The organism is Caulobacter sp. GW821-FHT10A10, from assembly GCF_059415745.1.
Window position 1 is genome coordinate 436,094 of sequence record NZ_JBWKNV010000004.1, and the last position, 24,063, is coordinate 460,156.

Below are 24,063 nucleotides of genomic sequence, written 5' to 3' on the forward strand. Positions count from 1 at the left end.
CCGGGGACGCTAGTCCTCCACCATCCGCCGCATAACTAGGGACATCCCTAGCTAGGGTCGTTCCCAGCTATCCGGAGGCCCCTCCCCGTCGCCATCGTTGGCCAGCCAAGGCGCAACGGAGGCCCGCATGTCCGCCCTGAACGCAGCCGAATCTCTGGGAGCCTCCAGCCGCGCCGCATCGAGCGCGACGTCCGTCACAAGCGAGGCCTCAGGCCTGGTCGCGGCCAGCCGCACCGGCGGACAGCTGAACACCAGCGAGCTGGCCGGCCAGCTTTCCGAGATCGCCAAGTCCGATCCCGCCAAGGCCCAGAGCCTGCGCGCCGAGATCGAGGCCGACCTATCGCCGACCGACCAGAAGCGGCTGGCCGACGACCTGGACGCGGCCAGCGCCGCCCAGAAGCAGGAGCTGATGCTCGATCTTGGCCAGATGGCGCTGGACGTCGCGGGCCTGATCGACCCGACCCCGATCTCGGACGGCGCCAACGGCGTCATCTCGCTGTTCCGGGGCGACTTTCTCGGCGCGGGCCTCTCGGCCGTCAGCATGATCCCGTACATCGGCGACGCGGCCAAGCTGGGCAAGCTCGGCAAGTGGGCCGAGACGGTGAGCAAGGCCGCCGACCTCGCCAAGGTCGACAGCGCCTTCGCCTCGGCGGCCAAACCGGTGCTGGAAAAGCTGAAGGGCGCGATCGACGCCCTGCCGCTGGACAAGCTGCCGGAAAGCGCCCGCAACACCCTGGAGACCGCCAGCCGCAAGCTGGACGAGGCGCTTGCCGCCCGCCCCCGCGTCGAGTTGGAGCAAGGCGCCAAGGGCGGCTGGAACGCCAAGCTGAACGGCGAACTGGCGCCCAACACCGACTACGTGGTCAGCGGCCGCTACACCTATCACACCGACGCCAAGGGCCGGGTCGAGCAGGTGACGGGCACGCTCGACCTCAAGCACGCCGATCGCAACGGCTATCAGCAGACCAAGGCGGGCCAGGAAGGCGGGATCAAGGACGGGGTGGCCGGCGACGAGGGCGGCCACCTGGTCGCGGCGATCTTCAACGGCCCCGGCGAGCAGATCAACTACCACGCCATGGACGGCACGCTGAACAAGAGCGGCTGGAAGACCATGGAGAACGAGTGGGCCGCCGCCCTGAAGGACGGCAAGAAGGTGGACGTCGACATCAAGGCGGTGTTCGACGGCGACTCCAAGCGGCCAGAAGCGTTCAGGGTGGAGTACGTCATCGACGGCAAGCCCTCGACCCGCACCTTCTTCAACGACTAGATTTGCCTTCAAAGCCGCCTAGGAGGATTCCATGGCCGACATCGACACCCCCGAAGGCATCTACCGCCATGTGGGCCAGGCCCTGGCCGACAGCGTGGCCGAGCCCTGGTCGGAGATCCGCCTGCATGTCGACGTGATCGACGGCTCGGTGGGCCTGACCGGCGACTATACCCGGGCCGCCGGCGAGGTGGCCGACCTCGACGTGCGCAAGCTGGACTATTCGGTGTCGAAGGCGCTGCGCAACCTGCACCGCCTCACCGCCTCCAGCGCCCACGAGCCGTGGTCGAAGGCGGTGTTCTCGCTGAAGTCGGACGGGGCCTTTGACCTGAAGTACGACTACGCGGCGGCTTGAGGGCTTAGACTTTCCGCGCCGGCGCCAGCAGCACCCCGGCCGCGACGACCAGCATGGCCGCCGCCACGATCGCCGAGGACTTGAGCCCGCTGACGATCCCCGCCCCGGCCAGCGCGCCGAAGATCGCCACCCCGGCCGCGCCGCCGACCTGGCGGCAGGCGTTGAGCACGCCCGAGGCCGCGCCGGCGTCGTGGCGGTCGACGCTGGCCAGCAGGCCGCTGGTCAGGGCCGGGATGGCCAGGCCCATGCCGCCGGGGATCAGAGCAAAGCCCGGCAGCATCTCCAGCAGGCCGCTGCCCTGCCCCAGCCGCGCCGTCAGGGCGTAGCCGCAGGCGGCGACCAGCACCCCGCCGCCGGTGACGGCCCTGGCCCCGAAGCGTCCGACCAGGGATCCGCTCAGGAGGTTGGAGACGATGAAGGTGGCCGTCAGCGGCAGGAAGGCCAGGCCCGCCTTGCCCGGCGTCCAGTGCAGCGCCCGCAGCATGTAGAGCCCCAGGACGAAGATCAGGCCGTAATAGGTGAAGTTCAGCGCCGAGCCGACAACCACCGCGCTCCAGGCCGGCCGGCGGCGGAAGACGCTCAGCGGCATGGCCGGATGCGCCGCCCGCCGCTCGAACAGCACGAAGGCCAGCGCCAGGACCACGCCCGCGACCAGGGCCGCCAGCGGCGCCCCGCACCAGCCCCGGTGTCCGCCCTCGATCAGCCCGCCGACCAGCAGGGTGACGGCCGCGGCGGCCAGGGCCTGGCCAGTCAGGTCGAAGGGAACCCTGGGCTTGGCCGGGCTCGGCGGGGCGACCAGCAGGGTCAGGACCACGCCGGCCGCGCAGAGCGGCAGGTTGACGAAGAACACCCAGCGCCAGCCGAGGGTCTCGACCAGCAGGCCGCCCAGCACCGGTCCGGCGGCGATCGAGACGCCGCCGGCCGCCGTCCACCAGCCTACCGCCGCGGCGCGCCGACGGTCGTCGCCATGGGCGGCATGGGCGATCAGGGCCAGGGACGGCGGGATCAGCAGCGCGCCCGCCGCCCCCTGCGCCACGCGAGCCAGGATCAGGGCCAGAGGGCTCGTGGCGAACCCGCAGGCGGCCGAGGCCAGGCCGAACAGCACCAGCCCGGCCAGGAAGGCGCGCCGAGGTCCGATCCGGTCGCCGATCGCGCCGGCCGACAGCAGCATGGCCGCCAGGGCCAGCACATAGGCGTCGACCACCCATTGCAGCTGGGCCGTCGGCGCGTCGAAGGCGTCGCCGATCGCATCCAGGGCGACATTGACGATGGTGACGTCCAGCTGGGTGACCAGGAAGCCGAAGCTGGCGGCGGCCGTGATCCACGGCAGGCGTGAGGTCTGTGCGCTCATGGCCCCGGTCATGCGCCGATCCGGCGATGGAATGCTACACGCGCCGATGAACCATCGCGCCGACGATGGGTCTAGAGTGGGGCCATGGACGCCAACATCGCCCCCCCCGCCGCCCTGATCGGCGACCCGGTCCGCGCCGCCATGCTGCAGGCCCTGCAGGACGGCCGCGCCCAGCCGGCCGGCGCCCTGGCCTGGGCCGCCGGGGTCAGCGCCCAGGCGGCCAGCAACCACCTGTCCAAGCTGGTCGAGGGCGGGCTGCTGGCGGTCGAGCGCGAGGGCCGCCACCGCTACTACCGCCTGGCCTCGGCCGAGGTGGCCCACGCCATCGAGGCGCTGTCGGCGATCGCCGCGCCGGTGCGGTCGCTGGAGATCCCGCGCTCGCCCAAGGCCCGCGCCCTGCGCGAGGCCCGCTGCTGCTATGGCCACCTGGCGGGACGGCTGGGCGTGAAGGTGGCCCAGGCCCTGGTCGAGGGCGACCTGCTGAGGCCGGCCGAGGGCAAGCTCTATGAGGTCACGCCCGCCGGCCGGGCCTGGTTCGCGGAACTGGGGATCGCGGTCGAGGCCCTCTCCTCCCCGCGCGGCGTCGCCCGCCAGTGCCTGGACTGGACCGAGCGCCGCCATCACCTAGCCGGCCCGCTGGGGGTCAGGCTGCTGTCGACGATGACCGATCGCGACTGGCTGGCCCTGGAGCCCAAGGGCCGCGCCGTGCGCCTGACGCCGGAAGGCGCGCGCGAGCTGAAGACTCGGCTGGGCGTGACGCTCGACGACGAGGGCCGGGTGGCGGCTTGAGGTCACTTCATCTCTCGTCATTCCCGCCCTTGTGGCGGGGGCGTCCGCCGCTACCGACACAGTCCCAGAGAGCGGACACCTCAGCGTCCGCAAAGGGTGGAAAGCGCACTTCGAACCCTCTCTCATGGAGAGAGGGAGGGGCCCGCGCCGCAGGCGTGGGAGGGTGAGTGGGTAGGCGAAGCCCGTGGACGATCTTGGCGCGTTTGCAGGCGATGTGCCGGCACGCCGGCTGAGGATGTAACCACTCACCCTCCCATCGCTGCGCGATGGGCCCCTCCCTCTCTCTAAGAGAGAGGGGTCAATGTCCGATCAGGGTCGAAAGCGGACATTGCCAGTAACGGTGCATTCCCCGCCACAAGGGCGAGAATGACGGGATCCAATATCGATCGTGAATTCCAGTCCGACAGGTTGCTGGTTCGACGCCCGCGCTAGGGAATTCCCCAGCTAGTCCCGGCCCCGCCCCGCGCGCAGCATCCGTCCCTACGCTCGCATCGAGGGACAGGGTCATGCGTATCGACGGCGGATCGGGGATCACGGCGACCAGCGACCGCAGCACGGTCGGGGCGAAGGCCGAGGTCGCGATCGACGCACGGGTCGCGGCCGAGTGGCACGCCCCAGCCTCGCGGCCGGCGGTGTCGGTCACGGCCCAGGCGGACGTGAAGGTCTCGGCCGTCGCGGCCGGCGGCGGCAAGGCGGCCGAGCTGGCTCAGGCCAGGGTGCACATGGCCCTGGCCGCCGACGTCTACAACGACACCCCCGACCCGCCGGCCGGCTGGAGCGTGGCCGGCGACGAGGACCTGGCGCGGCTGGGCCTGGATCCCACCGACCTGGAGGAAGCCGGCTCCGACTTCCGCGCCCGGGTCTATGTCGATACGGCCGGCGACTACGTCGTGGCGTTCAGGGGCACCCAGAGCGCCGCCGACTGGAAGGCCAACCTGCAGCAGGGGCTGGGACTGGACTCCGGCCACTACGACAAGGCCCTGCTGATCGGCGAGCGGCTGCGCACGGCGGACGAGGACGTCACCCTGACCGGCCACTCGCTGGGCGGAGGCCTGGCCTCGGCCGCGGCCGTGGCCTCGGGCCTGCCGGCCGACACCTTCAACGCCGCGGGCCTGCACGAGGACACCCTGGAGGCGGCCCAGGCCGGCGGCGCGTCCGCGCCCCAGGTCGACGCCTACTATATCGACGGCGATCCGCTGAGCCGGGTGCAGGACGGCGGCGACCGCTGGCTGGGCGCGGGCCTGGGCGGCCTGGTGGGCGGGATCCCCGGCGCGATCCTGGGCGGCCTGTTCCTCGACGCCCCGCCGGCGTATGGCGAGCGCCACGCCCTGACGGCGGTCGGACCCGAGGGGCAATCGGCCGACGACGCCTCGCTGCTCGACCTGCACGGCCAGGCCTGGCTGACCTCCAGCCTTGACGCGGCCTATCGCGCGGCGGCCAACTGAGGTCCGTGACCCGTTCGACCCGGATCGCCGCCCTGGCGGCCTCGATGGTGATGATGACGGACGCTGCTCTTGCTGCCTGCTTCGTCGGCGGCACCGCCCTGCCCGACGCCCGCGCGGCCCTGGCGGCGGCCGACCACGGCCAGGCCGGTCGCGACCTGATGGCGGCGGTGATCAAGGGCGATGTCGATGAGACCGCCCGCCGCCTGCGCGCCGATCCGGCCCTGAAGACGACGCGCGGCGGCCGCAACGGCGACCTCCTCAGCCTGGCCATCGCCCGCTGCGACAAGCCGATGGTCGCGACGCTGCTGGACCTGGGCGTCCCGTCAGACGGGGAAGCCGACGCCATCCCGCTAAGCCTGGCCCTACGCGCCAGGGATCCCGTCTTCGCCACGCAGTTGCTGGCCGCCGGCGCCAGTCCGCAGCGGCGTGACGCCTACTGGCCGCTGAAGGCCGCCATCGGGCTCAATTCGCTGGGCGCCGTGCGCCTGCTGCTCCAGCACGGGGCGCGGGTGAACGACCATGACCCCACCGGCGCGACGCCGCTGCGCATCGCCATCGAGCAGCAGAACTTCCGCATCGCCCAGCTGCTGCTCGACGAGGGCGCCGATCCCTGGGCGGTCGGCGGCAACGGCGAGACGGTCGCGACCGTGCTGGCCGGCCCCATGCGTCCCGGCGAGTCGGAGGAGCAGGCCGCCCGTCCGCGCGTGATCGAGACCCTGAAGAAAAACGGCTGGCGCCTGCCTAGCGCGCCCGACGCCCGCGAGACCCGCCGACTCACCCTGACCGGCGCCTGGCCCCCGCCGGAAGCCCGCGCCGCCGGCTGGAAGTCCCCGCCGCCCGAAGCGGTCGTCGCACGCATGCGCCGGTTCTGGACCGAAACCGGCGACAAACGGCGCGATTAAGCGCGCGTGGCCCGCCAAAGGCGGTGTTTTCAGTGAGTTTGCGGGGGATGGCGGAGACGGAGGGATTCGAACCCTCGATACCCTTTTGAGGTATGCCGCTTTAGCAAAGCGGTGCCTTCAGCCTCTCGGCCACGTCTCCTCCTGAGAGGGAGCGGTCAGATAGCCTGTTCGCCGCCGAATGACAATCGAGTGGCGAAGGAAAATCGCGTTAACGCGACGCTCAGACGGCCACGCTAGGTTGAACCCCGTTCTCCCGTGTGCAGAAGCCCAAGAGCGATCATGAGTTCCGCCCTCGCCCGCCCCGCGGACGCAAGTCATGCGTCCGACGATGTTCGTAGCCGGCGCGGCCCCTTTCGGCCCGAACGTCTCACCCCGGCCCGCGCCCGGGTGCAGATCCGGAACCTGACCCGCTGGTTTCGCGCCGCCGATTCGATTCTCGCTCTTGGCCTGGCCCTCTGGCTGGCGCGCGACGGCGCCCTCGCCGCGCCCCTGGTCGGGGCCGGCGTGCTGCTGGCCGCCCTCCACGGCCTGGAAGCCTATGTCTTCGCCCATCGCGAGCCCCTGACCCGCCACCTGCTGCGCACGGCCGCCGCCGTCGGCGCCGCGACGCTCGCCGTCCAGGTGCTGGCCCTGACGCCTCTGAGTGTCGGCCCGCATCCGGTCGGCGGCTGGCTGACCCTGACGCTGCCCGTGTTCCTGGCTGTGCACGCCGGCTGGTGGGCGCTGGTGCGCCATGGCCGCCGCATCGGCACCCTGACCCCCAACATCGTGCTGGTCGGCGCCACGACCAACGCCGAACGACTGATCGCCGCGGCCCTGCGCACCGGCGAGGTCAATGTGCTGGGCGTGTTCGACGACCGCGCCGCCCGCGCCCCGGAGGCCGTCATGGGCGTGCCGGTGCTGGGCGACACCAAGGCCCTGGTCGACCACCGCATCATGCCCTTCGTCGACCGCGTGGTGATCGCCGTCGAGTCCACCGCCCAGGCCCGCGTCGGCCAGCTGGTCGAGCGGCTGTCGGAGCTGCCCAATCCGGTCAGCATGATCGTCGACATCGGCGGCGACGCCGACCGCGACGCGGCCATGGGACGCCTGGCCGACCTGTCGGGCGCGCCCACCGACGCCCGCCGGGCCATGGTCAAGCGCGCCCAGGATCTGGTCGTCACCGGCCTTGGCCTGATCGTCGCCGCGCCGGTGATGTTGATCGTGGCGATCGCCGTGAAACTCGACAGCCCCGGCCCGATCTTCTTCCGCCAGCGCCGCCACGGCTTCAACAACGAGGCGATCCTGATCTGGAAGTTCCGCTCGATGCGGCACGAGGCGGCCGACGCCAAGGCCGCGCGCCAGATCAGCGCCAACGACGACCGCGTCACCCGGGTCGGCAAGTTCATCCGCAAGACCAGCCTCGACGAGCTGCCGCAGCTGTTCAACGTGCTGACCGGTGAGATGTCGATCGTCGGCCCGCGCCCGCACGCCATCGGCATGATGACCGGCGACGTGGAGTCCGCCAAGCTGGTCGCCACCTACGCCCACCGCCACCGCATGAAGCCCGGCGTCACCGGCTGGGCGGCGATCAAGGGCTCGCGCGGCGCCGTCGACACCCCCGAGCTGGTGCGCCAGCGCGTCGCCTACGACGTGGAATACATCGAGCGGCAGTCGTTCTGGCTGGACCTCTACGTGATCCTGATGACCGTGCCCTGCCTGCTGGGCGACAAGACCGCCGTGCGCTGACCATGTTCTGGCGCGGCGTCCTCGGCTACCTGCCGGTCAACATCGCCCAGGGGGTCGTCGGCCTCCTGACGATCGTGCTGTTCACCCAGGTGCTGACCCCGGCCGAGTACGGGACCTATGCGCTGGCCTTTTCGGCGCTGAGCCTGACCCAGACGGCCCTGCTGACCTGGACCGAGGCGGCCATGGCCCGCTTCCATGCGAGGGCGCAGGAAGACGGCCGCCTGCCCGACCACTTCGCCACCCTCTATCGCCTTTGGATCCTGATGGCCCTGGCAATACCGGTCGCCGCCGCCGTGATCCTGCGCTTCTGGCCGATGGCGCCTGCGCTGAAGGTCGCCGTCGCCGCCGCCTTCGCCGCCGCGGCGGTGAAGAGTCTCGCCAAGCTGTCTCAGGAACGCCGCCGCGCCGCCGGCGAGGTGTCGGGCGCGGCCCTGCTCGACGTTATCCAGACGGTGGGCGGTTTCGCCCTGGGCCTGATCCTGGCCCTGGTAGGCCTGGGCGGCGCAGCCCCGATCCTGGGCATGGGCGCGATCTCGCTGCTGTGCCTGGTGTTCGTGCTGCCCGCCGACCTTGGACGGCTGAAGGGCGGCCGTTTCGACAAGGCCTTGGCCAAGTCCTACGCCGCCTACGGCCTGCCGGTGGCCTTCTCGCTGATCCTGGCCCTGGTGCTGTCGACCACCGACCGCTTCCTGCTGGCCGCCTTCCTCGACGAGAGCGCGGTCGGCGTCTACCACGCCGGCTATTCGCTGGGCTCGCGCACCCTGGACGTCGTCTTCATCTGGCTGGGCATGGCCGGCGGCCCGGCCATGGTCGCGGCGCTGGAGCGCGGCGGCCAGCCGGCGCTGGAGGAAAGCGCCCGCGAGCAGGCCGACTTCATGGTGCTGCTGACCCTGCCGGCCGCCGTCGGCCTGGCCCTGGTCGCCCGCCCCCTGACCGAGGTGATGATCGGCCCGGCCCTGCGCGACGGCGCGGCGGGCGTGACGCCGTGGATCGCCGCCAGCGGCTGGCTGTCGGGCGTGACCACCTATTACCTGCTGCAGGCCTTCACGCTTGGACGGCGCACGACGATGCTGAGCGTCTGCATGGCCATCCCTGCCGGCGCCAACCTGGCGCTGAACCTGATCCTGATCCCGCGCTTTGGCCTGCAAGGCGCGCTGTGGGCCACCACCGCCAGCTATGGCCTGGGCGCGATCGCGGCCGGCGTGCTGGGCCGCCGGGCCTGCGCCTTGCCCATCCCGTGGGAGGCGCTGGCGAAGGTCGGCCTGTCCAGCGCCCTGATGGCGGCCCTGGTCCTGGCCCTGCCCGACTTCGGCGGCCTCTTCGAACTGATCCTCAAGGCGGGCCTCGGCGCGGCGACCTTCGCCGGCGCGGCCCTGCTGCTCGACGCTGGGGGCGCTCGCGGCCGCCTGGCCGTCATCACCCGCAGGTTCCGCCCCGCATGACCGCCCCGATCACCGAAACCGTCACCGACAACGCCGCGTGGGCCTCCGCCGCACCACGCCTGTCGGTGCTGATCCCGACCTTCCGCGACGACCCGACCGCCCTGCTCCGCGCCCTGGATGGCTCGAAGAAGGCCATTGGGGATGACGCGGTCGAGATCGTGGTGCTGGACGACGGCGGCGGCGACGAGGCCCTGGCCGCCCGCATCGGCAAGATCATCGCGGGCCTGAAGCGCCCCGCCCGCTTCGTGCGGCTGTCGGCCAACGCCGGCCGCGCCCAGGGCCGCAACCGCCTGGCCGCCCATGCCCGGGGCCGGCACCTGCTGTTCCTCGACAGCGACATGCTGCCTGACCCGCGCGATTTCCTGTCGCGCTGGCTGGCGGTGGCGGGCGACGACGCCCCCGTGGCCTTCGGCGGCTTCACGCTGGACCAGACGCCGATCCGGCCCGAGCACGCCCTGCACCGGGCCATGGCGCTGAAGAGCGACTGCACGCCCGCCCCCGAACGGGCGCGCGAGCCCGAAAAGCACGTCTTCACCTCCAACCTGCTGGTCCGCCGCGACGTCTTCGAGACCATCGCCTTCGACGAGGGCTTCGCCGGCTGGGGTTGGGAGGACGTCGAATGGGCCATGCGGGTGGCCCGCGCCCACCCGATCCTGCACATCGACAACACCGCCACGCATCTGGGCCTCGATCCCGCGCCGGTGATGGCCGCCAAGTACGAGCAGTCGGCCGCCAACTTCGCCCGCGTGGTCGCCGCCCACCGCGACGTGGTCAGCGCCTATCCCAGCTACAAGGTCGCCAAGGCCCTGAAGGGCGTTCCCCTGCGCGCGACCTGGCGGCCGTGGCTGAAGGCGATCGCGCTTTCGGAATCGCTGCCGACGCCTCTTCGTGCATTCTCCATGCGGCTCTACCGGGCCGCCCTCTATTCGGACGCCGTGTGATGACCGCAGTCGAACAAACCTTCGAGAAGGTGGACGCCTACGAGCCGGACCGCTCGCTGAAGGGCAAGGTCCGCCGCCGGCTGATCCGCCTGCAGCACCGCCGCCCGGCGCGGGTAAAGCTCACCCGGCCGATGGTGTCGTTCAGCTTCGACGACGCGCCGGCCACCGCCTGCGAGGCCGGGGCGCGGGTGCTGGAGGCCCGGGGCTTTCGCGGCACCTACTATTTCGCCGCCGGGCTGACGGGTCGCGACGGGCCGATGGGCCGCTACGCCACGGGCGAGGACGCCTTCCGCCTGCACGCCGCCGGTCACGAGATCGGCTGCCACACCTTCAGCCACCTCGACTGCGGCCAGGCCTCGACCCAGGTCGCCCTGGCCGACGTGGCCCAGAACACCGACGCCCTGGCCGCCTGGGGCGTGGGAAGCGCGGTCAGCTTCGCCTATCCCTATGGCGATGTCGCCGCGCCAGCCAAGACCGCCCTGGCGGGACGCTTCAAGACGCTGCGGGCCTTGCATCACGGCCTGATCGCCAACGGGGCCGACCTCAACCAGGCCCCGGCCGTCGGCATCGAGGGCGAGGACGGCGAGGCTGTCGCCCTGCGCTGGCTGGACGCCGCCCACCGCCGCAAGGCGTGGCTGATCCTCTACACCCACGACGTGGCGGAAAAGCCGTCGGCCTGGGGCTGCACGGTGGAGGCGCTGGAACGGCTGGTCGACGGCGCGGTCAACGCCGGCTTCGACGTGGTGACGGTGGCCGAGGGATCGCGACGGATCGGGCTCTAGAGGTCCGATACGAGGCTGGCTAGAGCGCGAGCCCGATCAGGGCGAACGCGTCGACAGATATTCGCTCGAAGATCTTTTGCTGCTGTTCGAGCGTCACCTTCATGGCGAGGTCGATGCGGGCAGGCCCCATCTCGGTCTCCCGCCACTTCGACACGCCGCATTCGACGAGCAGCGCACGCACCCCTTCGACCTTGTCCGGTTGAATTGGGAGATTGAGCGGCTCGGTCCTCATGGCCAGCCCAGGCTCTACTGGCGCGTCCGCGAGGTCATGCCGGCCGCCGCCGCGTCGTCGGCCATCTGCGGGTCGACTTCGGGGGCGGGCTTGGGCGTTGCGGCGGGCGCTTCGACCACCGGCGGCTTTTCGGGTTCGGGCGTGGCCGCCGGCGCGGCTTGGGCGGCGGGCGTGCGGGTAACGGCGGCGCTGGCGGCGTCATCGGCCGCGGTGCGCACCTCGGGACCTTCCTGATAGCCGCCGTTGTCGAAACCGACCCCGGCGCTGACCACCAGGATCACGCCGAGGGCCGCGACGGCGCCAACGACGAAACCCAGGACGATCCATCCCAACGGATTGCCGCGACGTTCGGCCTTGGCCATCTGGAGCTCCCTAAAGGGACGGCTCCGATCCTAGGAGCCGACCCAACGCCGGACAGGGCCGACGTCGACGTGGACGAAATTGCTCACCGGGTAGTAGCCGACGCCGCCCTGCTTCAAGTCGAGGGCCGCGGTCCGGAGACGATCCAGCGAGACGTCCTCCAGATAGAGATCGATCGCCTTGCCGTCCATGTGCAGGCTGCGTTTGGCGACCTCACCGCTGCGCGCGTGCAACATCGCGTTGGTCTTGGGCGACCGGTAGCCGGAAATGATCTGGAAGTGGGACTTGGTCTCGGTGCGCGCCGCGAGACCGGCCATGATGTCGAAAAGCTCTGGATTCATCGGGGCGACGTCCCCCGTCCGATAGTCGCGCAGCACCTTGTCGAGGGCCTGGACGGCGTCGGGCACGTATTCGCCCTTCTCGAAATAGACCGCCTCGACCTTTTCCTGGGTGTGCACGTTGTGCAGCTTCACCCAGCGGGGTTCGGACGAGACACGCTGGATCGTCGGCCGGGGCGCGGGAACCGAAGCTTGCGGCAGGTCGTTATCCGACATGCCTTCGGCCGCATTGCCGAGGTCCTGCTTCATCAGCAGGTCGGCGATGGGATCGGCCCCGGGGCCGAACTTGGACTGTGCGAAGGCCGCCATGGGCCCGACCGCGCTGGCGCCCAGCACACCGAGGCCAAGCCCCAGAAGCTTGCGTCGTTCGATCATGGATACGCTTTCCCGACTGACTGCGTCAGGCCGCCCGAAGGCCGCCTAAGCTCACTTGGAACACGATAAACTTTCCGGATCGGAAAGGCTTACGCACCAAAAGAGGCCTGACGAGGGCGCTCGGGTCAAGCGGAGCCGGGACGGGCATGACAGCCGAAAGCGTGAGCGGCTTTGACGCCGGCCACGCTTCAAGTGCTTTAAAGACATTCGCTTGGGCGCCCCGGCGAGACGCTCAGACGGCTTTCGCTGCGGCGATACGCTGCACCAGCGCGCGATCCCAGCCATAGGGGTCGTCGCGGAAGTTCACCTGTCCGTCCGGAGTCACATAGGCGGTCCAGTAGAGCAGGAACACGGCCATCGGCTGGCCCAGCTGGGCGCGGACGGTCTTGCCCGAGGCGATGGTCGTGTCGACCGCTTCGGCCTGCCATTCCGGATTGCTGGCCAGCAACTGCTTGGCCAGCGGGATCGGCTTTTCCAGGCGCACGCAGCCGTGGCTGGCCAGGCGACTGTAGCTGGCGAACTTGGCCCGCGACGGGGTGTCGTGCAGGTAGACGCCGTAGGGGTTGTTGAAGTCGAACTTCACCAGACCCAGGGCGGCCTTGTCGCCGGCCTTCTGCTGCAGGCGCGAGCCGCCGTCGCCGGTCGGGATGACGATGAAGTCGTTGCGCGCCAGATAGCCCGGATTGGCCCGCTCCTTGGGCCACAGCTCCTTGGTGGCGATCGAGGACGGCACGTTCCAGGGCGGATTGAGCACGATCGAGTGGATCGCCGACTGCAGCATCGGCGTCTCGTCGCCCGGACGGCCCGTGACCGCGCGCATGGTCAGGGTCGGGGCGTCGTGGTGGAAGACGCTCATGACGGCGGCGGCGATGTTGACCTGGATGCGGTCGGCCGGCAGCTCCTGCGGCAGCCAGCGCCAGCGCTCCATGTTGGCGACGATCTGGTCGATGCGCAGTTGAACCGGCACGTTCAGCGCCGCCAGCGTGCCCTTGCCCAGCACGCCGTCGGGATTGAGGCCAAAGCGCTTCTGGGCGCGCATCAGGGCCTGCTGCAAGGCTTCGTCGAACACCGCCACGCCGTCGACGGCGATGGTCGGGTCCTCGACCGCCAGCCGGGCCTCCAGCTGGACGATGCGCGGATCGGCCTTGTCGCCCAGTTTCAGCGGCGTCCCTTCGGGGATGATCGCCCAGCCGCCCTTGGCGGCGATGTCGCGATAGGTGACCAGGCCCTTCTGCAAGGTCTGGTAGCCGGTATAGGGCGGCGACAGCTCTTCCAGCCAGCTAGCCAGCTGGTCGTTCTGCACGGCGGCGGCGAAGCCCGGCGCGGGATCGTAGGCGGCCGGGCGCAGGCCCCAGTTGTTGTCAAAGTCGGCGGGGGCCAGGCGGCCGCTGTGCACGGCCTTGGCGTAGCGCAGGGTAAGGGCGATCAGCTGGTTCAGACCCGCCTGGCGATCGGCGCCGTTGCGAGAGTCCAGCTGGGCCAGGGCGCGGTCGGGCGCGAAGGCGCCGGGCTCGAAGCCGTGCGAGGGCGCATTGGTCAGCGCCTTGGCCAGCAGGTCGATCTGGTCGGCGCGCAGCGCCGGCGGCGCGGGCACGGGCGTGGGCGCCTGTTGCGGCGCCCGGACAGGCCGGACTTGAGCTTGAGCATGAACGGCCGGAGCCGCCGACATCCACAGGGCCGCCCCCAGCAGGGCGGTCGATACTTTCAGGCTCTGTCTCACCGGTGACGGGTCTCGCACGCACATTGCGCGCGGCCCCTCCGCGCGCTTCACAAATGGCAATTCCGCGTCGGCTTCGTCAACGCGAGGATCGTGAAACTGCAACGGCCAAGGTCGCCATTTGGTTCTTTCTCACGTTGCGGAACCTTAACGCCACACTTGCGGTTTGCACTTCGACGTCGGCGCCTTTGCGCCACATTCGTCCTTGCCAGGATTACCCGACATGAGAATCGCCCAGGTTCCGCCCCTGTACGAAGCCGTTCCGCCGCGGTTTTACGGGGGCACGGAACGGGTGGTCGCGCATCTGACCGACGCCCTGGTCGACCTGGGCCACGAGGTCACCCTGTTCGCGTCCGCCGAAGCCCGCACCAAGGCCGACCTGGTGGTCGTCCGCGACCAGGCGATCCGCCTGGATCCCGCCCCGCTGAAGTCCGACCTCGCCGCCCACATCGCCATGCTGGCCGAGGTGCGCCGCCGGGCCGACGACTTCGACGTCATCCACTTCCACACCGACATGATCCACTTCCCGCTGTTCGAGGGCATGGCGGAGCGGACCCTGACCACCCTGCACGGGCGGCTCGATCTGAAGGACCTGCCGGGCGTCTATCGCCGCTGGCCGCAATTCCCGCTGGTCTCGATCTCAGACAGCCAGCGCGCGCCCCTGCCCTTCGCCAACTGGGCCGGCACGGTGCTGCACGGCATGTGCGCCGAGATCTACGAATATCACCCGAAATCCGAGGGTTACCTCGCCTTCCTCGGGCGGATCTCGCCGGAGAAGGGTCCTGAGCGGGCGATCGCCATCGCCAAAAGGGTCGGCCGCCGGCTCAAGATCGCCGCCAAGGTGGACGCCGCCGATCGCGAGTACTTCCACGCCGTCGTCGAGCCGCTGCTCGACCATCCGCTGATCGAGTTCGTCGGCGAGATCGGCGACGCCGAGAAGTCGGCCTTCCTGGGCGGCGCTGACGCCCTGCTCTTCCCCATCGCCTGGCCCGAGCCCTTCGGCCTGGTGATGATCGAGGCCATGGCCTGCGGCACGCCGGTGATCGCCTACCAGTGGGGCTCGGTGCCCGAGGTGATCGAGGAAGGCGTCACGGGCTTCATCGTCGACGACGAGGACGAGGCCGTCGCCGCCCTGCGCCGCCTGCCCGACCTGTCGCGCCAGACGGTGCGCGCGCGGTTCGAGACCCGGTTCTCGGCCCACGCCATGGCCCGTCGGTACGAAGACCTCTACGGCCGCCTGGACGAGGCGGCCCAGCCGCCGCGCCTGACGCTGGCCCAGAGCGCCTGACCCGTCGGCGGCCCAGTCCAAACGGCCAAGCTGCCGGCCTGAGGCCGCATTGTGTTTTCAAGTTTCAGCGACCGCGCCCTCACCGGCGCGGCCGCTGATCGCGTTTAAGACCCAGCGTTCCGGATTAAGGGGCATCGAATGGACGACCTCGCACCGACCCCGTTGACCGCCGGCGAGCAGGGCGAAACCGGCGAACCTCGCGTGCCCTACCGGCTGTTCGCCCTGAAGGACCGCGACACCTTCCTGGTGGCCGACGCCTTCGGCGACGTGCTGGGCGCGGCGGACGGCCTGTTCCACGACGACACCCGGCTGCTGTCGCGCCTGCGGCTGCTGATCGGCGGCAAGCCGCCCGCCCTGCTGAGCGCCAGCGTCTCGCAGGACAACGTCTTCTTCACCTCGCACTCCACCAACCAGACCGTCCAGTCGCTGGGCGGGTCCTCGGCGCCGCACGGCGCGATCCATATCGAGCGCAAGCGCTTCCTGTGGTCCGAGCGGCTCTATGAGCGGCTGCGCTTCGTCAACTACAGCCGCGACATGGTCATCCTGCCGGTGATCCTGGAGTACGACGCCGACTTCCACGACATGTTCGAGGTGCGCGGCTCCAAGCGTAAGGCGCGCGGCCGGGTGCTGCCGGCCGAACTGAACGGCCGCTCGGTGCACTTCGCCTACCAGGGCCTGGACGAGCTGCGGCGCGACAGCGTAATCGCCTTCTCCGAACCACCCGGACGGCTGACGCCGCAGCGGGCCGAGTTCATGTTCATGCTGACGCCGGACACCCATTTCGACCTCTATCTCGAGGTCGGGCCGGTTCCGGACCATCCGCCGACCCGCGAGCGCTGGCGCGCCGCCGCCGCCCGGGCGCGGCTGGACATGCGCGGCCGCCGCCGGCGCGGGGCGCGGCTGAAGAGCTCGGGACGGCTGTTCAACGACTGGCTGGAGAAGTCGCGGGCGGACCTGGCCTTGCTGACCACCGAGTTCGCCACCGGCCCCTACCCTTATGCCGGCATCCCCTGGTTCTCGACCCCGTTCGGCCGCGACGCCATCATCACCGCCTGGCAGGTGCTGTGGATCGAGCCGCGCCTGGCCAAGGGCGTGCTGGCCTATCTGGCCGAGCACCAGGCCGAGGAGGTCAGCGCCTTCCGCGACAGCGCGCCGGGCAAGATCATGCACGAGACCCGCAAGGGCGAGATGACCGCCCTCGGCGAACTGCCCTTCGGCCGCTACTACGGCGGGGTCGACACCACGCCGCTGTTCGTGGCCTTGGCCTGCGCCTATGCCGAGCGGACCGGCGACCTGACCTTCATCGACGAGCTGTGGGAGGCCTTGCAAGCCGCCGTGGCCTGGATCGAGCACTTCGGCGACAGCGACGGCGACGGGTTGATCGACTACGCCCGCGGCGCCGACACGGGCCTTTCCAACCAGAACTGGAAGGACAGCGAGGACAGCGTGTTCCATGCCGACGGCAAGTTCCCCGACGGTCCGATCGCCGTGGTCGAGGTGCAGGGCTACGCCTTCGCCGCCTTCAGGGGCATGGCCGATCTGGCCCGCCGTCGCGGCGAAACCGACAACGCCGAGCGCTGGGCCGCCAAGGCCGAGCATCTGCGCAAGACGGTCGAGGAGCGGTTCTGGATGGAGGACAAGGGCTTCTACGCCATGGCCATCGACGGCCACGGCCAGCCCTGCCGGGTGCGCGGCTCCAATCCCGGGCACCTGCTGTTCTGCGGCCTGCCCTCGCCCGAACGGGCGGCCAAGGTGGCGCAGACCCTGCTGTCCAACGTGTTCCACAACGGCTTCGGGGTGCGGACCCTCGCCGAGGGCGAGCCGCGCTTCAATCCGATGAGCTATCACAACGGCTCGGTCTGGCCGCACGACACCGCCATCTGCGCCATGGGCCTGGCCCGCTACGGCCACAGGGACGGCGTGGTGCGGATGACCTCGGGCCTGTTCGAGACCGCCGCCCACTACGAGATGCGGCTGCCGGAGCTGTTCTGCGGCTTCCCCCGCCAGCCGGGCGAGCCGCCGGTGGCCTATCCCGTGGCCTGCCTGCCCCAGGCCTGGGCCGCCGGCTCGGCCTTCATGATGCTGCAAGCCTGTCTGGGCATCACCGTCGATGGCTGGGCCGGCGAGATCCGCGTCACCGAACCGCGCCTGCCGATCGGCATTGACAGCCTGTCGATCGAGAACCTCGGCGTCGGCGACAAGCTGACCGACCTTTCCTTCGAACACGTCGGCCGCCATGTCACGGTGCAGGCCGGCCGGCGCTCGACGGTGCCAATCCTGACCCGCTGCTAGTTCCTCAAGCTTACCCAAGAACAAGAAGAGAAAAGTCCAATGCCCCAGAACCTCGACCTCTTCCCGATCGGCAACTGCGCCGTGAACGCCCTGATCGACCGCGACGGCCGGTTCGTCTGGGGCTGCATGCCCCGCGTGGATTCCGATCCGGTGTTCTCGACCCTGCTCAGCGGCCTGGAGCCGCCGTTCGAGGGCGGCAAGGGGCTGTGGGACGTGGTCGTGGACGGCGCGACGAGCGTCGAGCAGGCCTATCTGCGCAACACCCCGATCCTGCGCACGGTGATCACCGACGCCGATGGGGCGAGCCTGGAGATCATCGACTTCGCGCCGCGCTTCCAGCAGTTCAGCCGCATCTACCGCCCCACTGCCTTCATCCGCCTGGTGCGGCCGCTGAGCGGGGTGTGCCGCGCCACCATCCGCCTGCGCCCGACCGCCAGCTGGGGCGCGCGCCTGGCCGAGCACACCAACGGCTCCAACCACATCCGCTACCTGTGCTCGGACATGACGATCCGGCTGACGACGGATTGCCCGGTCTCGCACATCCTGGAAGAGCGGACGTTCCGCATCGAGCGGCCGATCGCCATGTTCCTGGGCGCCGACGAGGGCTTCGACGCCGACGTCGGGGCCACCTGCGCGCGGATGCTGCAGCAGACCGAGGACTATTGGCTGAACTGGGTGCGGGGTCTCGCCGTGCCGCTGGACTGGCAGTCGGCGGTGATCCGCGCGGCCATCACCCTGAAGCTCTGCACCCACGAGGAGACCGGCGCGATCGTCGCGGCCATGACAACCTCGGTGCCCGAGCACGCCAACAGCGGCCGCAACTGGGACTATCGCTACTGCTGGCTGCGCGACGCCTATTACGTGGTCCAGGCCCTGAACCGGCTGGGCGCGGTCGACATCCTGGAGAACTACCTCTCCTATCTGCGCAACATCGTCGACCGGGCGGCCGGCGGCCATATCCAGCCGCTGTTCGGGGTGGGCTACGAGCCGGCGCTGATCGAGCGCTTCGCCCCGGATCTGGCCGGCTATCGCGGCATGGGGCCGGTGCGGATCGGCAACCAGGCCTTCGAGCACCAGCAGCACGACGTCTATGGCCAGATCGTGCTGTCCTCGACCCAGGCCTTCTTCGACGAGCGCCTGCTGCGGCCGGCCACGATCGACGACTTCAAGGCCCTGGAGCCGGTGGGCGAGCGGGCCTTCCAGCTGCACGACCAGCCCGACGCCAGCCTGTGGGAGTTCCGCGGCCGGGCCAATGTGCACACCTATTCGTCGGTGATGTGCTGGGCCGCCTGCGACCGCCTGGGCAATGTCGCTGAGAAGCTGGGCCTGCCCGACCGCGCCGTCTTCTGGAACGAGCGCGCGGCCAAGGTGCGGGGCGCCATCGACAGCCAGGCCTGGAACGAGACCCTGGGCCGGTTCGCGGCCACCTTCGGCGGCGAGGAACTGGACGCCAGCCTGCTGCAATTGGTGGACCTGCGCTACATCGCCGCCGACGATCCGCGCAACAAGGCCACGGTGGCGGCCATCGAGGCGGGCCTGCGCAAGGGTTCCTACCTGCTGCGCTACGCCCTGCCCGACGACTTCGGCACGCCGCAGACGGCCTTCAACATCTGCACCTTCTGGCTGATCGAGGCGCTCTATCTGGAAGGCCGGATCGAGGAGGCGCGGGATCTGTTCGAGGAAATGCTGGGCCGCCGCACGGCCGCCGGCCTGCTGTCGGAGGACATCGGCTTCGAGGACGGCGAGCTGTGGGGCAACTACCCGCAGACCTATTCCCTGGTGGGGCTGATCAACTGCGCGGCGCTCTTGAGCAGGCCCTGGACTTCGGTGCGCTGATACCGGTCAAGCCTAACCCCTGCACGTTTTGGTGAGCGAAACGTGACGCACAGCTGGACCGTGCGGGGGATCGAAATCGTTACGGCATGCGTTGTTGGCGCTTAGTTCCATAGTGAAAGGGGCCAAACTGCATGACCGCGTACGGGTCTGCCGCTAGGCTTGCGACGTCGGATCTTCCGACGCCGCCGATCAATATTCCCGCCAATTCCGCGCTGTTCCTCGATCTGGACGGAACACTCGCGCCCATCATGCCGCGTCCGGACGACGTCGGCCCCGACCCCGCGCGCGCGGCCCTGCTGGCGCGCCTGCGGGCCGCCCTGAACGACCGCGTGGCCGTGGTCAGCGGCCGCTCGCTCGACGATCTTTCGCGCATCCTCGGTCAGGACGGCGTGGCCTATCTGGCCGCCGTGCACGGCCTGGAGCGCCGTACCCCCGCCGGCGCCTGGCGCTCGCAGCCCCACGAGGGCCTGGCCGAAGCCCGCGACGTGCTGGGCGACCTTGCCCGCTGCGATCGCGGCCTGCTGCTCGAGGACAAGCACCTGAGCCTCGCCTTGCACTACCGCAACACCCCCTCGGCCGCCGACGCCGTTGTCGAGGCCGCCGAACGTCTGGCGCGCCAGACCGGCCTCGTGCTGCAACTGGGCGACATGGTCGCCGAACTGCGCACGCCCGGCCAGGACAAGGGCTCGTCGGTCGCCGCCCTGCTGCGCGAACCGGCCTTCCATGGCGCGGCGCCGATCTTCGTCGGCGACGACCTGACCGACGAGGACGGCTTCGCCGCCGCCGCCCGCCTGGGCGGCTTCGGCGTGCTGGTCGGCCCCGAGCGCCCCACCGCCGCGACCTATCGCCTGGACGGCCCACAGGCCGTTCACGCTTGGCTGGACGCCGCCGCCCAGGCCGTCACGACCAGCGAGGCAACCCTATGAGCCGCCTGATCGTCGTATCGAACCGCGTCAATCCGCCGTCCGGCAAGGGCGAGGAAAGCGTCGGGGGCCTGGCCATGGCCCTGGCCGCGGCCCTGCGCGAATATTCCGGCATCTGGTTCGGCTGGAGTGGCAAGACCACGCCGGAATTCACCGGCCAGCTGTCGATGCAGCGCATCGAGGGCGTGACCGTGGCGACGGTCGACCTCGAGGAAGGCGACTACCAGGAGTATTACAACGGCTACGCCAACAAGACGCTGTGGCCGCTGTTCCACTACCGCGTCGACCTGACGGCCTACGACCGCTCGTTCGGCGAGGGCTATGACCGGGTCAACAAGCGCTTCGCCGAGACCCTGCGCCCGCTGATCGAGCCGGACGACATCATCTGGGTGCACGACTATCACCTGATCCCGATGGCGCGGGAGCTGCGGCGGCTGGGCGTGACCAACCGCATCGGCTTCTTCCTGCACATCCCCTGGCCGGCCCACCAGTTGGTTGTCACCCTGCCCCGCCACCGGCCGCTGGTGGAGGCGATGTTCCACTACGACCTGATCGGCTTCCAGACCGAGGAGAGCCTGCAGGCCTTCGAGGGCTATGTGCTCAACGAGGTCGGCGGCGAGAAGACCGAGGACGGCCGCCTGCGCGCCTTCGGCCAGGTGACCGAGGCTGGCGCTTTCCCGATCGGCATCGACGCCGAGGACTTCGCCCGCATCACCAAGAGCTCGCGGGCCATGCGGGTCTATGACCGGATGGCCGCGCACAGCGTGTTCCGCAAGATGGTCGTGGGCGTCGATCGCCTAGATTACTCCAAGGGTCTGGAGGAGCGCCTGATCGGCTTCGAGCGCTTCCTGCACGACAACGAGGAGGCGCGGAACGAGGTCATGCTGCTGCAGATCGCGCCGCTGTCACGCGACGAGGTCGAGGCCTATCAGGACATCCGCCACCGGCTGGACGGCCTGATCGGTCGCATCAACGGCGCCTATGCCGAGATGGACTTCACGCCTATCCGCTATCTCAACCGCTCCTATCGGCGCGACGAGTTGGCAGGGGTCTATCGCGCGGCCCGGGCGGCGCTGGTCACGCCCCTGCGCGACGGCATGAACCTGGTGGCCAAGGAGTATGTCGCCTCGCAGAACCCCGAGGATCCGGGCGTGCTGATCCTGTCGCGCTTCGCCGGCGCCGCGCGGCAGATGAAGGAGGCGCTGATCATCAATCCCAACAGCCCCGAGGAGATCTCGGACGCGCTGAGCCGGGCCCTGGCCATGGACGAGGGCGAGCGCAAGCGGCGCTGGGAGGCGCTGATCGACAACGTCACCCGCCAGGACGTGACCGCCTGGCGCGACGACTTCGTGGCGGCGCTGAAGGGGCGTCCGCCGGTGGCCGAACCGGCCAACACCGAGGCCGCCGAGGAGGAACCGCCGGTCGTGGCGGTCAAGAAGGCCGCCCTGGCCGGAGCCAAGACCTGACATGGCCGCCCGCCCCACCTGGCAGGGCCATCTGCGGCTCTCGCTCGTGACCTGCCCGGTGGCGCTCTACACCGCCACCAATCCCGGCGGCGAGGTGCGGTTCAACCTGCTGCACCCCAAGACCCACAACCGCATCAAGATGGTGGCGACGGACCCGGACCTCGGGCCCGTCGAGCGGTCCGACCTGGTCAAGGGCTACGAGGTCGAGAAGGACCGCTACGTCGTCGTCACGCCCGAGGAGATCGAGAGCGTGCGACTGGAAAGCACCCGCACGATCGACATCGAGCGCTTCGTCGACGTGGCCGACATCGATCGCCTCTACTGGGACAATCCCTACTTCCTGGTCCCGGACGGAAAGCTGGCGGTCGAGGCCTATTCGGTGATCCGCGACGCCATGGCCGGGGCCAAGCGCATCGCCCTTGGCCGCGTGGTCATGCACACCCGCGAGCGGCTGCTGGCCATCGAGCCGCGCGGCAAGGGGCTGATCGCTTACTCGCTGCGATCCTACGACGAGGTGCGCGACCCGGCAGACCTGTTCGACGACATTCCGGCCAAGAAGGCCGACGCCTCGATGATCGCCATCGCCCGCAAGATCATCGAGCAGCAGGACGGTCCGTTCGAGCCCCAGGCCTTCAAGGACCGCTACGAGGACGCCCTGCGCGCCCTGATCAAGCGCAAGGAAAAGGGCGGCAAGGCCAAGGTCTCGGCCGCTCCGCCCGAGGACACGAACGTGGTCGACCTGATGGAGGCGCTGCGCAAGAGCCTCGGCGGCAAGGCGCCGGTGAAGCCGCCCGCCAGAAAGCCGGCGGCGAAGGCCGCGGCCAAGGCGAAGAAGGCCTCCTAGTTCACCAAAATCCGAGCATCCCCCGCGAAGGCGGGGATGCTCGGGGTTGGGTTGGCGTCCTAGGCCGCCTCGGCCACCGGCGACTTCGCTTCCCTCAGACGCAGATAGATGCAGCCGAAGCCGACGATCGCGTTGAGGATGCCCACCAGCACGAACGGCGAGGCCGGGCCGACGACGTCGAACAGCACGCCGCCGACCGTGCCCAGCACCAGGATGCCGAACGCGCCGCAGAGGTTGAAGAAGCCGATGACGGCGCCCCTGCCCTCCTCCGGCGCTTCCTTGCCGATCAGGGCCTGAGAACCGATGAAGGCGCTGATCTGGCCCACGCCCAGCAGCACGAACAGCGGCATGGCCGCCTTGCTCAGCGGGTCGTCGATGAAGATCGTCGCCAGGTAGCCGACGCCGCCCAGCAGCATGCAGGCCGCAAGCGCGGTCAGGCGGTGGGCCTTGTCGATCATCAGGGCCACGACCACCGGCCACAGCAGGGCCGCCGACTGGGCGACGATGAACGGGATGCGGCCCTGGTCGAGGGCGTCGGCCAGGGTGGCGCCGTTCTCCAGCGCCGCCTTCTTGCCCCAGGCGATGGCGTAGGCGCCGACGATGGCCAGGTCGCCCCGGGCCACGAAGGCCGAGGCGTAGGCCAGGACGATGCGCGGATTGGCCTTGGCCGCCGCAACGCCGACGCCCAGTTGGGTCGAGAGCTTGGGCCGCTCGACCGTGCGCGTCGCCACGCCCGGCTTGAGGCCGAACCACATCACCGCCGCCGAGATCACGCACATCACCGCCGCGACCGCCAGGGCGGCCTGGCCGGCGGCCTTCTCGCCCATGCCGTCGGCCACGAAGATGGAGGGCAGCTTGCCGATGGCCAGCGCCAGCACCACCACGCCCAGGCCGTTGAGCACGCCCGAGAGAGCGACGATCTTGCCGCGGTCGCGGGCCTTCACATAGTCGGCCAGGACGGTCGACAGCATGCCCGTCGTCGCGCCGATGCCGATGGCGTAGATCACCTTGTAGAGCGACAGGTCCCACAGGCTGGTGGCCAGCGGATAGAGCAGATAGCCGGCGGCCGTGGCCAGGAAGCCGACGGCGTAGACGGCGCGGCGCCCCACGCGGTCGGCCAGGGCTCCGGCCAGGCCGAACACGAACAGCAGCGCCACCTCGTTGACGAGATTCAGGATTCCCAGGGCCGAGCCCTGGCGGTCGAGCGGCACGCCCAGATTGGCGCTGAGCACGTAGGGCGTCATGATCGCCACGGTCGTGGCCAGGCCGATATTGACGAAGGAGGCGTAGAGCGCGGTCCACATGTGGCCGGCGCGTACGCCCGGCTCGATCGCCACTATGCCGAAGCGCTCGGGATCTTTGGCCTTCGCCATTTGGGGGAACTCCAGGAAAG

Annotated in this window: 20 protein-coding genes, 1 tRNA gene and 1 pseudogene; 15 read left to right on the forward strand and 7 right to left on the reverse strand. The window is 70.0% G+C overall.

What is annotated here, in order from left to right:
• Nucleotides 1-127: 127 nt before the first annotated feature.
• Both AC07NS_RS13985 and AC07NS_RS13990 read left to right on the forward strand, forming a co-directional pair.
• Nucleotides 128-1,267, forward strand: coding sequence for a DNA/RNA non-specific endonuclease (locus tag AC07NS_RS13985; protein WP_494604129.1), 1,140 nt, complete (start codon nucleotides 128-130; stop codon nucleotides 1,265-1,267).
• 31 nt (nucleotides 1,268-1,298) lie between these two features.
• Entirely contained in the window at nucleotides 1,299-1,619 is a 321-nt protein-coding gene (locus AC07NS_RS13990) for an immunity protein YezG family protein (RefSeq protein WP_110119735.1), read from the forward strand.
• Here the strand turns inward: AC07NS_RS13990 and AC07NS_RS13995 are convergent.
• A pseudogene (locus tag AC07NS_RS13995) lies at nucleotides 1,614-2,982 on the reverse strand (MFS transporter); the annotation flags it as partial. The gene AC07NS_RS13990 and the pseudogene AC07NS_RS13995 overlap by 6 nt on opposite strands.
• A 72-nt stretch (nucleotides 2,983-3,054) precedes the next feature.
• Between AC07NS_RS13995 and AC07NS_RS14000 the strand changes: the two are divergent.
• The 3 genes from AC07NS_RS14000 (at nucleotide 3,055) to AC07NS_RS14010 (ending at nucleotide 6,106) form a co-directional block, all read left to right on the forward strand.
• A complete protein-coding gene (locus AC07NS_RS14000) occupies nucleotides 3,055-3,759 on the forward strand; it encodes an ArsR/SmtB family transcription factor (RefSeq protein ID WP_494604131.1) in 705 nt (234 codons plus the stop codon).
• 506 nt (nucleotides 3,760-4,265) lie between these two features.
• Nucleotides 4,266-5,204: a Tle-like phospholipase domain-containing protein gene (locus AC07NS_RS14005; RefSeq protein WP_494604133.1), complete on the forward strand. Its 939-nt coding sequence runs from the start codon at nucleotides 4,266-4,268 to the stop codon at nucleotides 5,202-5,204.
• 5 nt (nucleotides 5,205-5,209) lie between these two features.
• Nucleotides 5,210-6,106: an ankyrin repeat domain-containing protein gene (locus AC07NS_RS14010; protein ID WP_494604135.1), complete on the forward strand. Its 897-nt coding sequence runs from the start codon at nucleotides 5,210-5,212 to the stop codon at nucleotides 6,104-6,106.
• A 48-nt stretch (nucleotides 6,107-6,154) separates the two neighbouring features.
• Here the strand turns inward: AC07NS_RS14010 and AC07NS_RS14015 are convergent.
• Nucleotides 6,155-6,245, reverse strand: a tRNA-Ser gene (locus AC07NS_RS14015).
• A 140-nt stretch (nucleotides 6,246-6,385) separates the two neighbouring features.
• Between AC07NS_RS14015 and hfsE the strand changes: the two genes are divergently transcribed.
• From hfsE to hfsH, 4 genes are read left to right on the forward strand one after another with little or no spacing between them, the layout of a single operon-like run.
• Nucleotides 6,386-7,834, forward strand: coding sequence for a polysaccharide biosynthesis protein HfsE (hfsE, locus tag AC07NS_RS14020; protein ID WP_494604137.1), 1,449 nt, complete (start codon nucleotides 6,386-6,388; stop codon nucleotides 7,832-7,834).
• A gap of 2 nt (nucleotides 7,835-7,836) precedes the next feature.
• On the forward strand, nucleotides 7,837-9,276 hold the full coding sequence (hfsF, locus tag AC07NS_RS14025) for a polysaccharide biosynthesis protein HfsF (RefSeq protein WP_494604139.1): 1,440 nt from the start codon (nucleotides 7,837-7,839) through the stop codon (nucleotides 9,274-9,276).
• Nucleotides 9,273-10,217 carry a polysaccharide biosynthesis protein HfsG gene (hfsG, locus tag AC07NS_RS14030; RefSeq protein WP_494604140.1) on the forward strand — a complete coding sequence of 315 codons (945 nt, stop codon included), beginning with the start codon at nucleotides 9,273-9,275 and terminating at the stop codon, nucleotides 10,215-10,217. Before hfsF ends, hfsG begins: the two co-directional genes overlap by 4 nt.
• Nucleotides 10,217-10,999 (forward strand): oligosaccharide deacetylase HfsH, encoded by a 783-nt coding sequence (gene hfsH / locus AC07NS_RS14035; protein WP_494604141.1) that lies wholly within the window; start codon nucleotides 10,217-10,219, stop codon nucleotides 10,997-10,999. Before hfsG ends, hfsH begins: the two co-directional genes overlap by 1 nt.
• A 19-nt stretch (nucleotides 11,000-11,018) precedes the next feature.
• Here hfsH and AC07NS_RS14040 read toward each other — a convergent pair whose 3' ends face one another.
• The 4 genes from AC07NS_RS14040 to AC07NS_RS14055 form a co-directional block, all read right to left on the reverse strand.
• Entirely contained in the window at nucleotides 11,019-11,231 is a 213-nt protein-coding gene (locus AC07NS_RS14040) for a hypothetical protein (protein WP_494604142.1), read from the reverse strand.
• Between the two features lie 14 nt (nucleotides 11,232-11,245).
• The gene (locus tag AC07NS_RS14045) at nucleotides 11,246-11,593 is read right to left on the reverse strand and encodes a hypothetical protein (RefSeq protein WP_494604143.1); all 348 of its coding nucleotides are present in this window, start codon (nucleotides 11,591-11,593) and stop codon (nucleotides 11,246-11,248) included.
• Nucleotides 11,594-11,623: 30 nt separating this feature from the next.
• A complete protein-coding gene (mepK, locus tag AC07NS_RS14050; RefSeq protein ID WP_494604144.1) occupies nucleotides 11,624-12,304 on the reverse strand; it encodes a peptidoglycan L,D-endopeptidase MepK in 681 nt (226 codons plus the stop codon).
• 232 nt (nucleotides 12,305-12,536) lie between these two features.
• On the reverse strand, nucleotides 12,537-14,024 hold the full coding sequence (locus tag AC07NS_RS14055; protein WP_494604145.1) for a L,D-transpeptidase family protein: 1,488 nt from the start codon (nucleotides 14,022-14,024) through the stop codon (nucleotides 12,537-12,539).
• A gap of 220 nt (nucleotides 14,025-14,244) precedes the next feature.
• Here AC07NS_RS14055 and AC07NS_RS14060 point away from each other — a divergent pair, with 220 nt between their 5' ends.
• The 6 genes from AC07NS_RS14060 (at nucleotide 14,245) to ku (ending at nucleotide 22,670) form a co-directional block, all read left to right on the forward strand.
• Nucleotides 14,245-15,309 (forward strand): glycosyltransferase family 4 protein, encoded by a 1,065-nt coding sequence (locus AC07NS_RS14060; protein ID WP_494604146.1) that lies wholly within the window; start codon nucleotides 14,245-14,247, stop codon nucleotides 15,307-15,309.
• A gap of 138 nt (nucleotides 15,310-15,447) precedes the next feature.
• A complete protein-coding gene (locus AC07NS_RS14065) occupies nucleotides 15,448-17,601 on the forward strand; it encodes an amylo-alpha-1,6-glucosidase (protein WP_494604147.1) in 2,154 nt (717 codons plus the stop codon).
• 39 nt (nucleotides 17,602-17,640) lie between these two features.
• Complete coding sequence (locus AC07NS_RS14070; protein WP_494604148.1) at nucleotides 17,641-19,437, forward strand: glycoside hydrolase family 15 protein; 1,797 nt, start codon at nucleotides 17,641-17,643, stop codon at nucleotides 19,435-19,437.
• A 131-nt stretch (nucleotides 19,438-19,568) separates the two neighbouring features.
• Complete coding sequence (gene otsB, locus AC07NS_RS14075; protein WP_494604150.1) at nucleotides 19,569-20,363, forward strand: trehalose-phosphatase; 795 nt, start codon at nucleotides 19,569-19,571, stop codon at nucleotides 20,361-20,363.
• Entirely contained in the window at nucleotides 20,360-21,826 is a 1,467-nt protein-coding gene (locus AC07NS_RS14080; protein WP_494604152.1) for an alpha,alpha-trehalose-phosphate synthase (UDP-forming), read from the forward strand. The genes otsB and AC07NS_RS14080 overlap by 4 nt, the downstream gene beginning before the upstream one ends.
• 1 nt (nucleotide 21,827) lies before the next feature.
• Nucleotides 21,828-22,670, forward strand: a complete 843-nt coding sequence (ku, locus tag AC07NS_RS14085) for a non-homologous end joining protein Ku (protein WP_494604154.1) — start codon at nucleotides 21,828-21,830, stop codon at nucleotides 22,668-22,670.
• 59 nt (nucleotides 22,671-22,729) lie between these two features.
• On the opposite strand, the gene AC07NS_RS14090 is transcribed toward ku, so the two are convergent.
• On the reverse strand, nucleotides 22,730-24,043 hold the full coding sequence (locus AC07NS_RS14090; protein ID WP_494604156.1) for an MFS transporter: 1,314 nt from the start codon (nucleotides 24,041-24,043) through the stop codon (nucleotides 22,730-22,732).
• Nucleotides 24,044-24,063 lie beyond the last annotated feature (20 nt).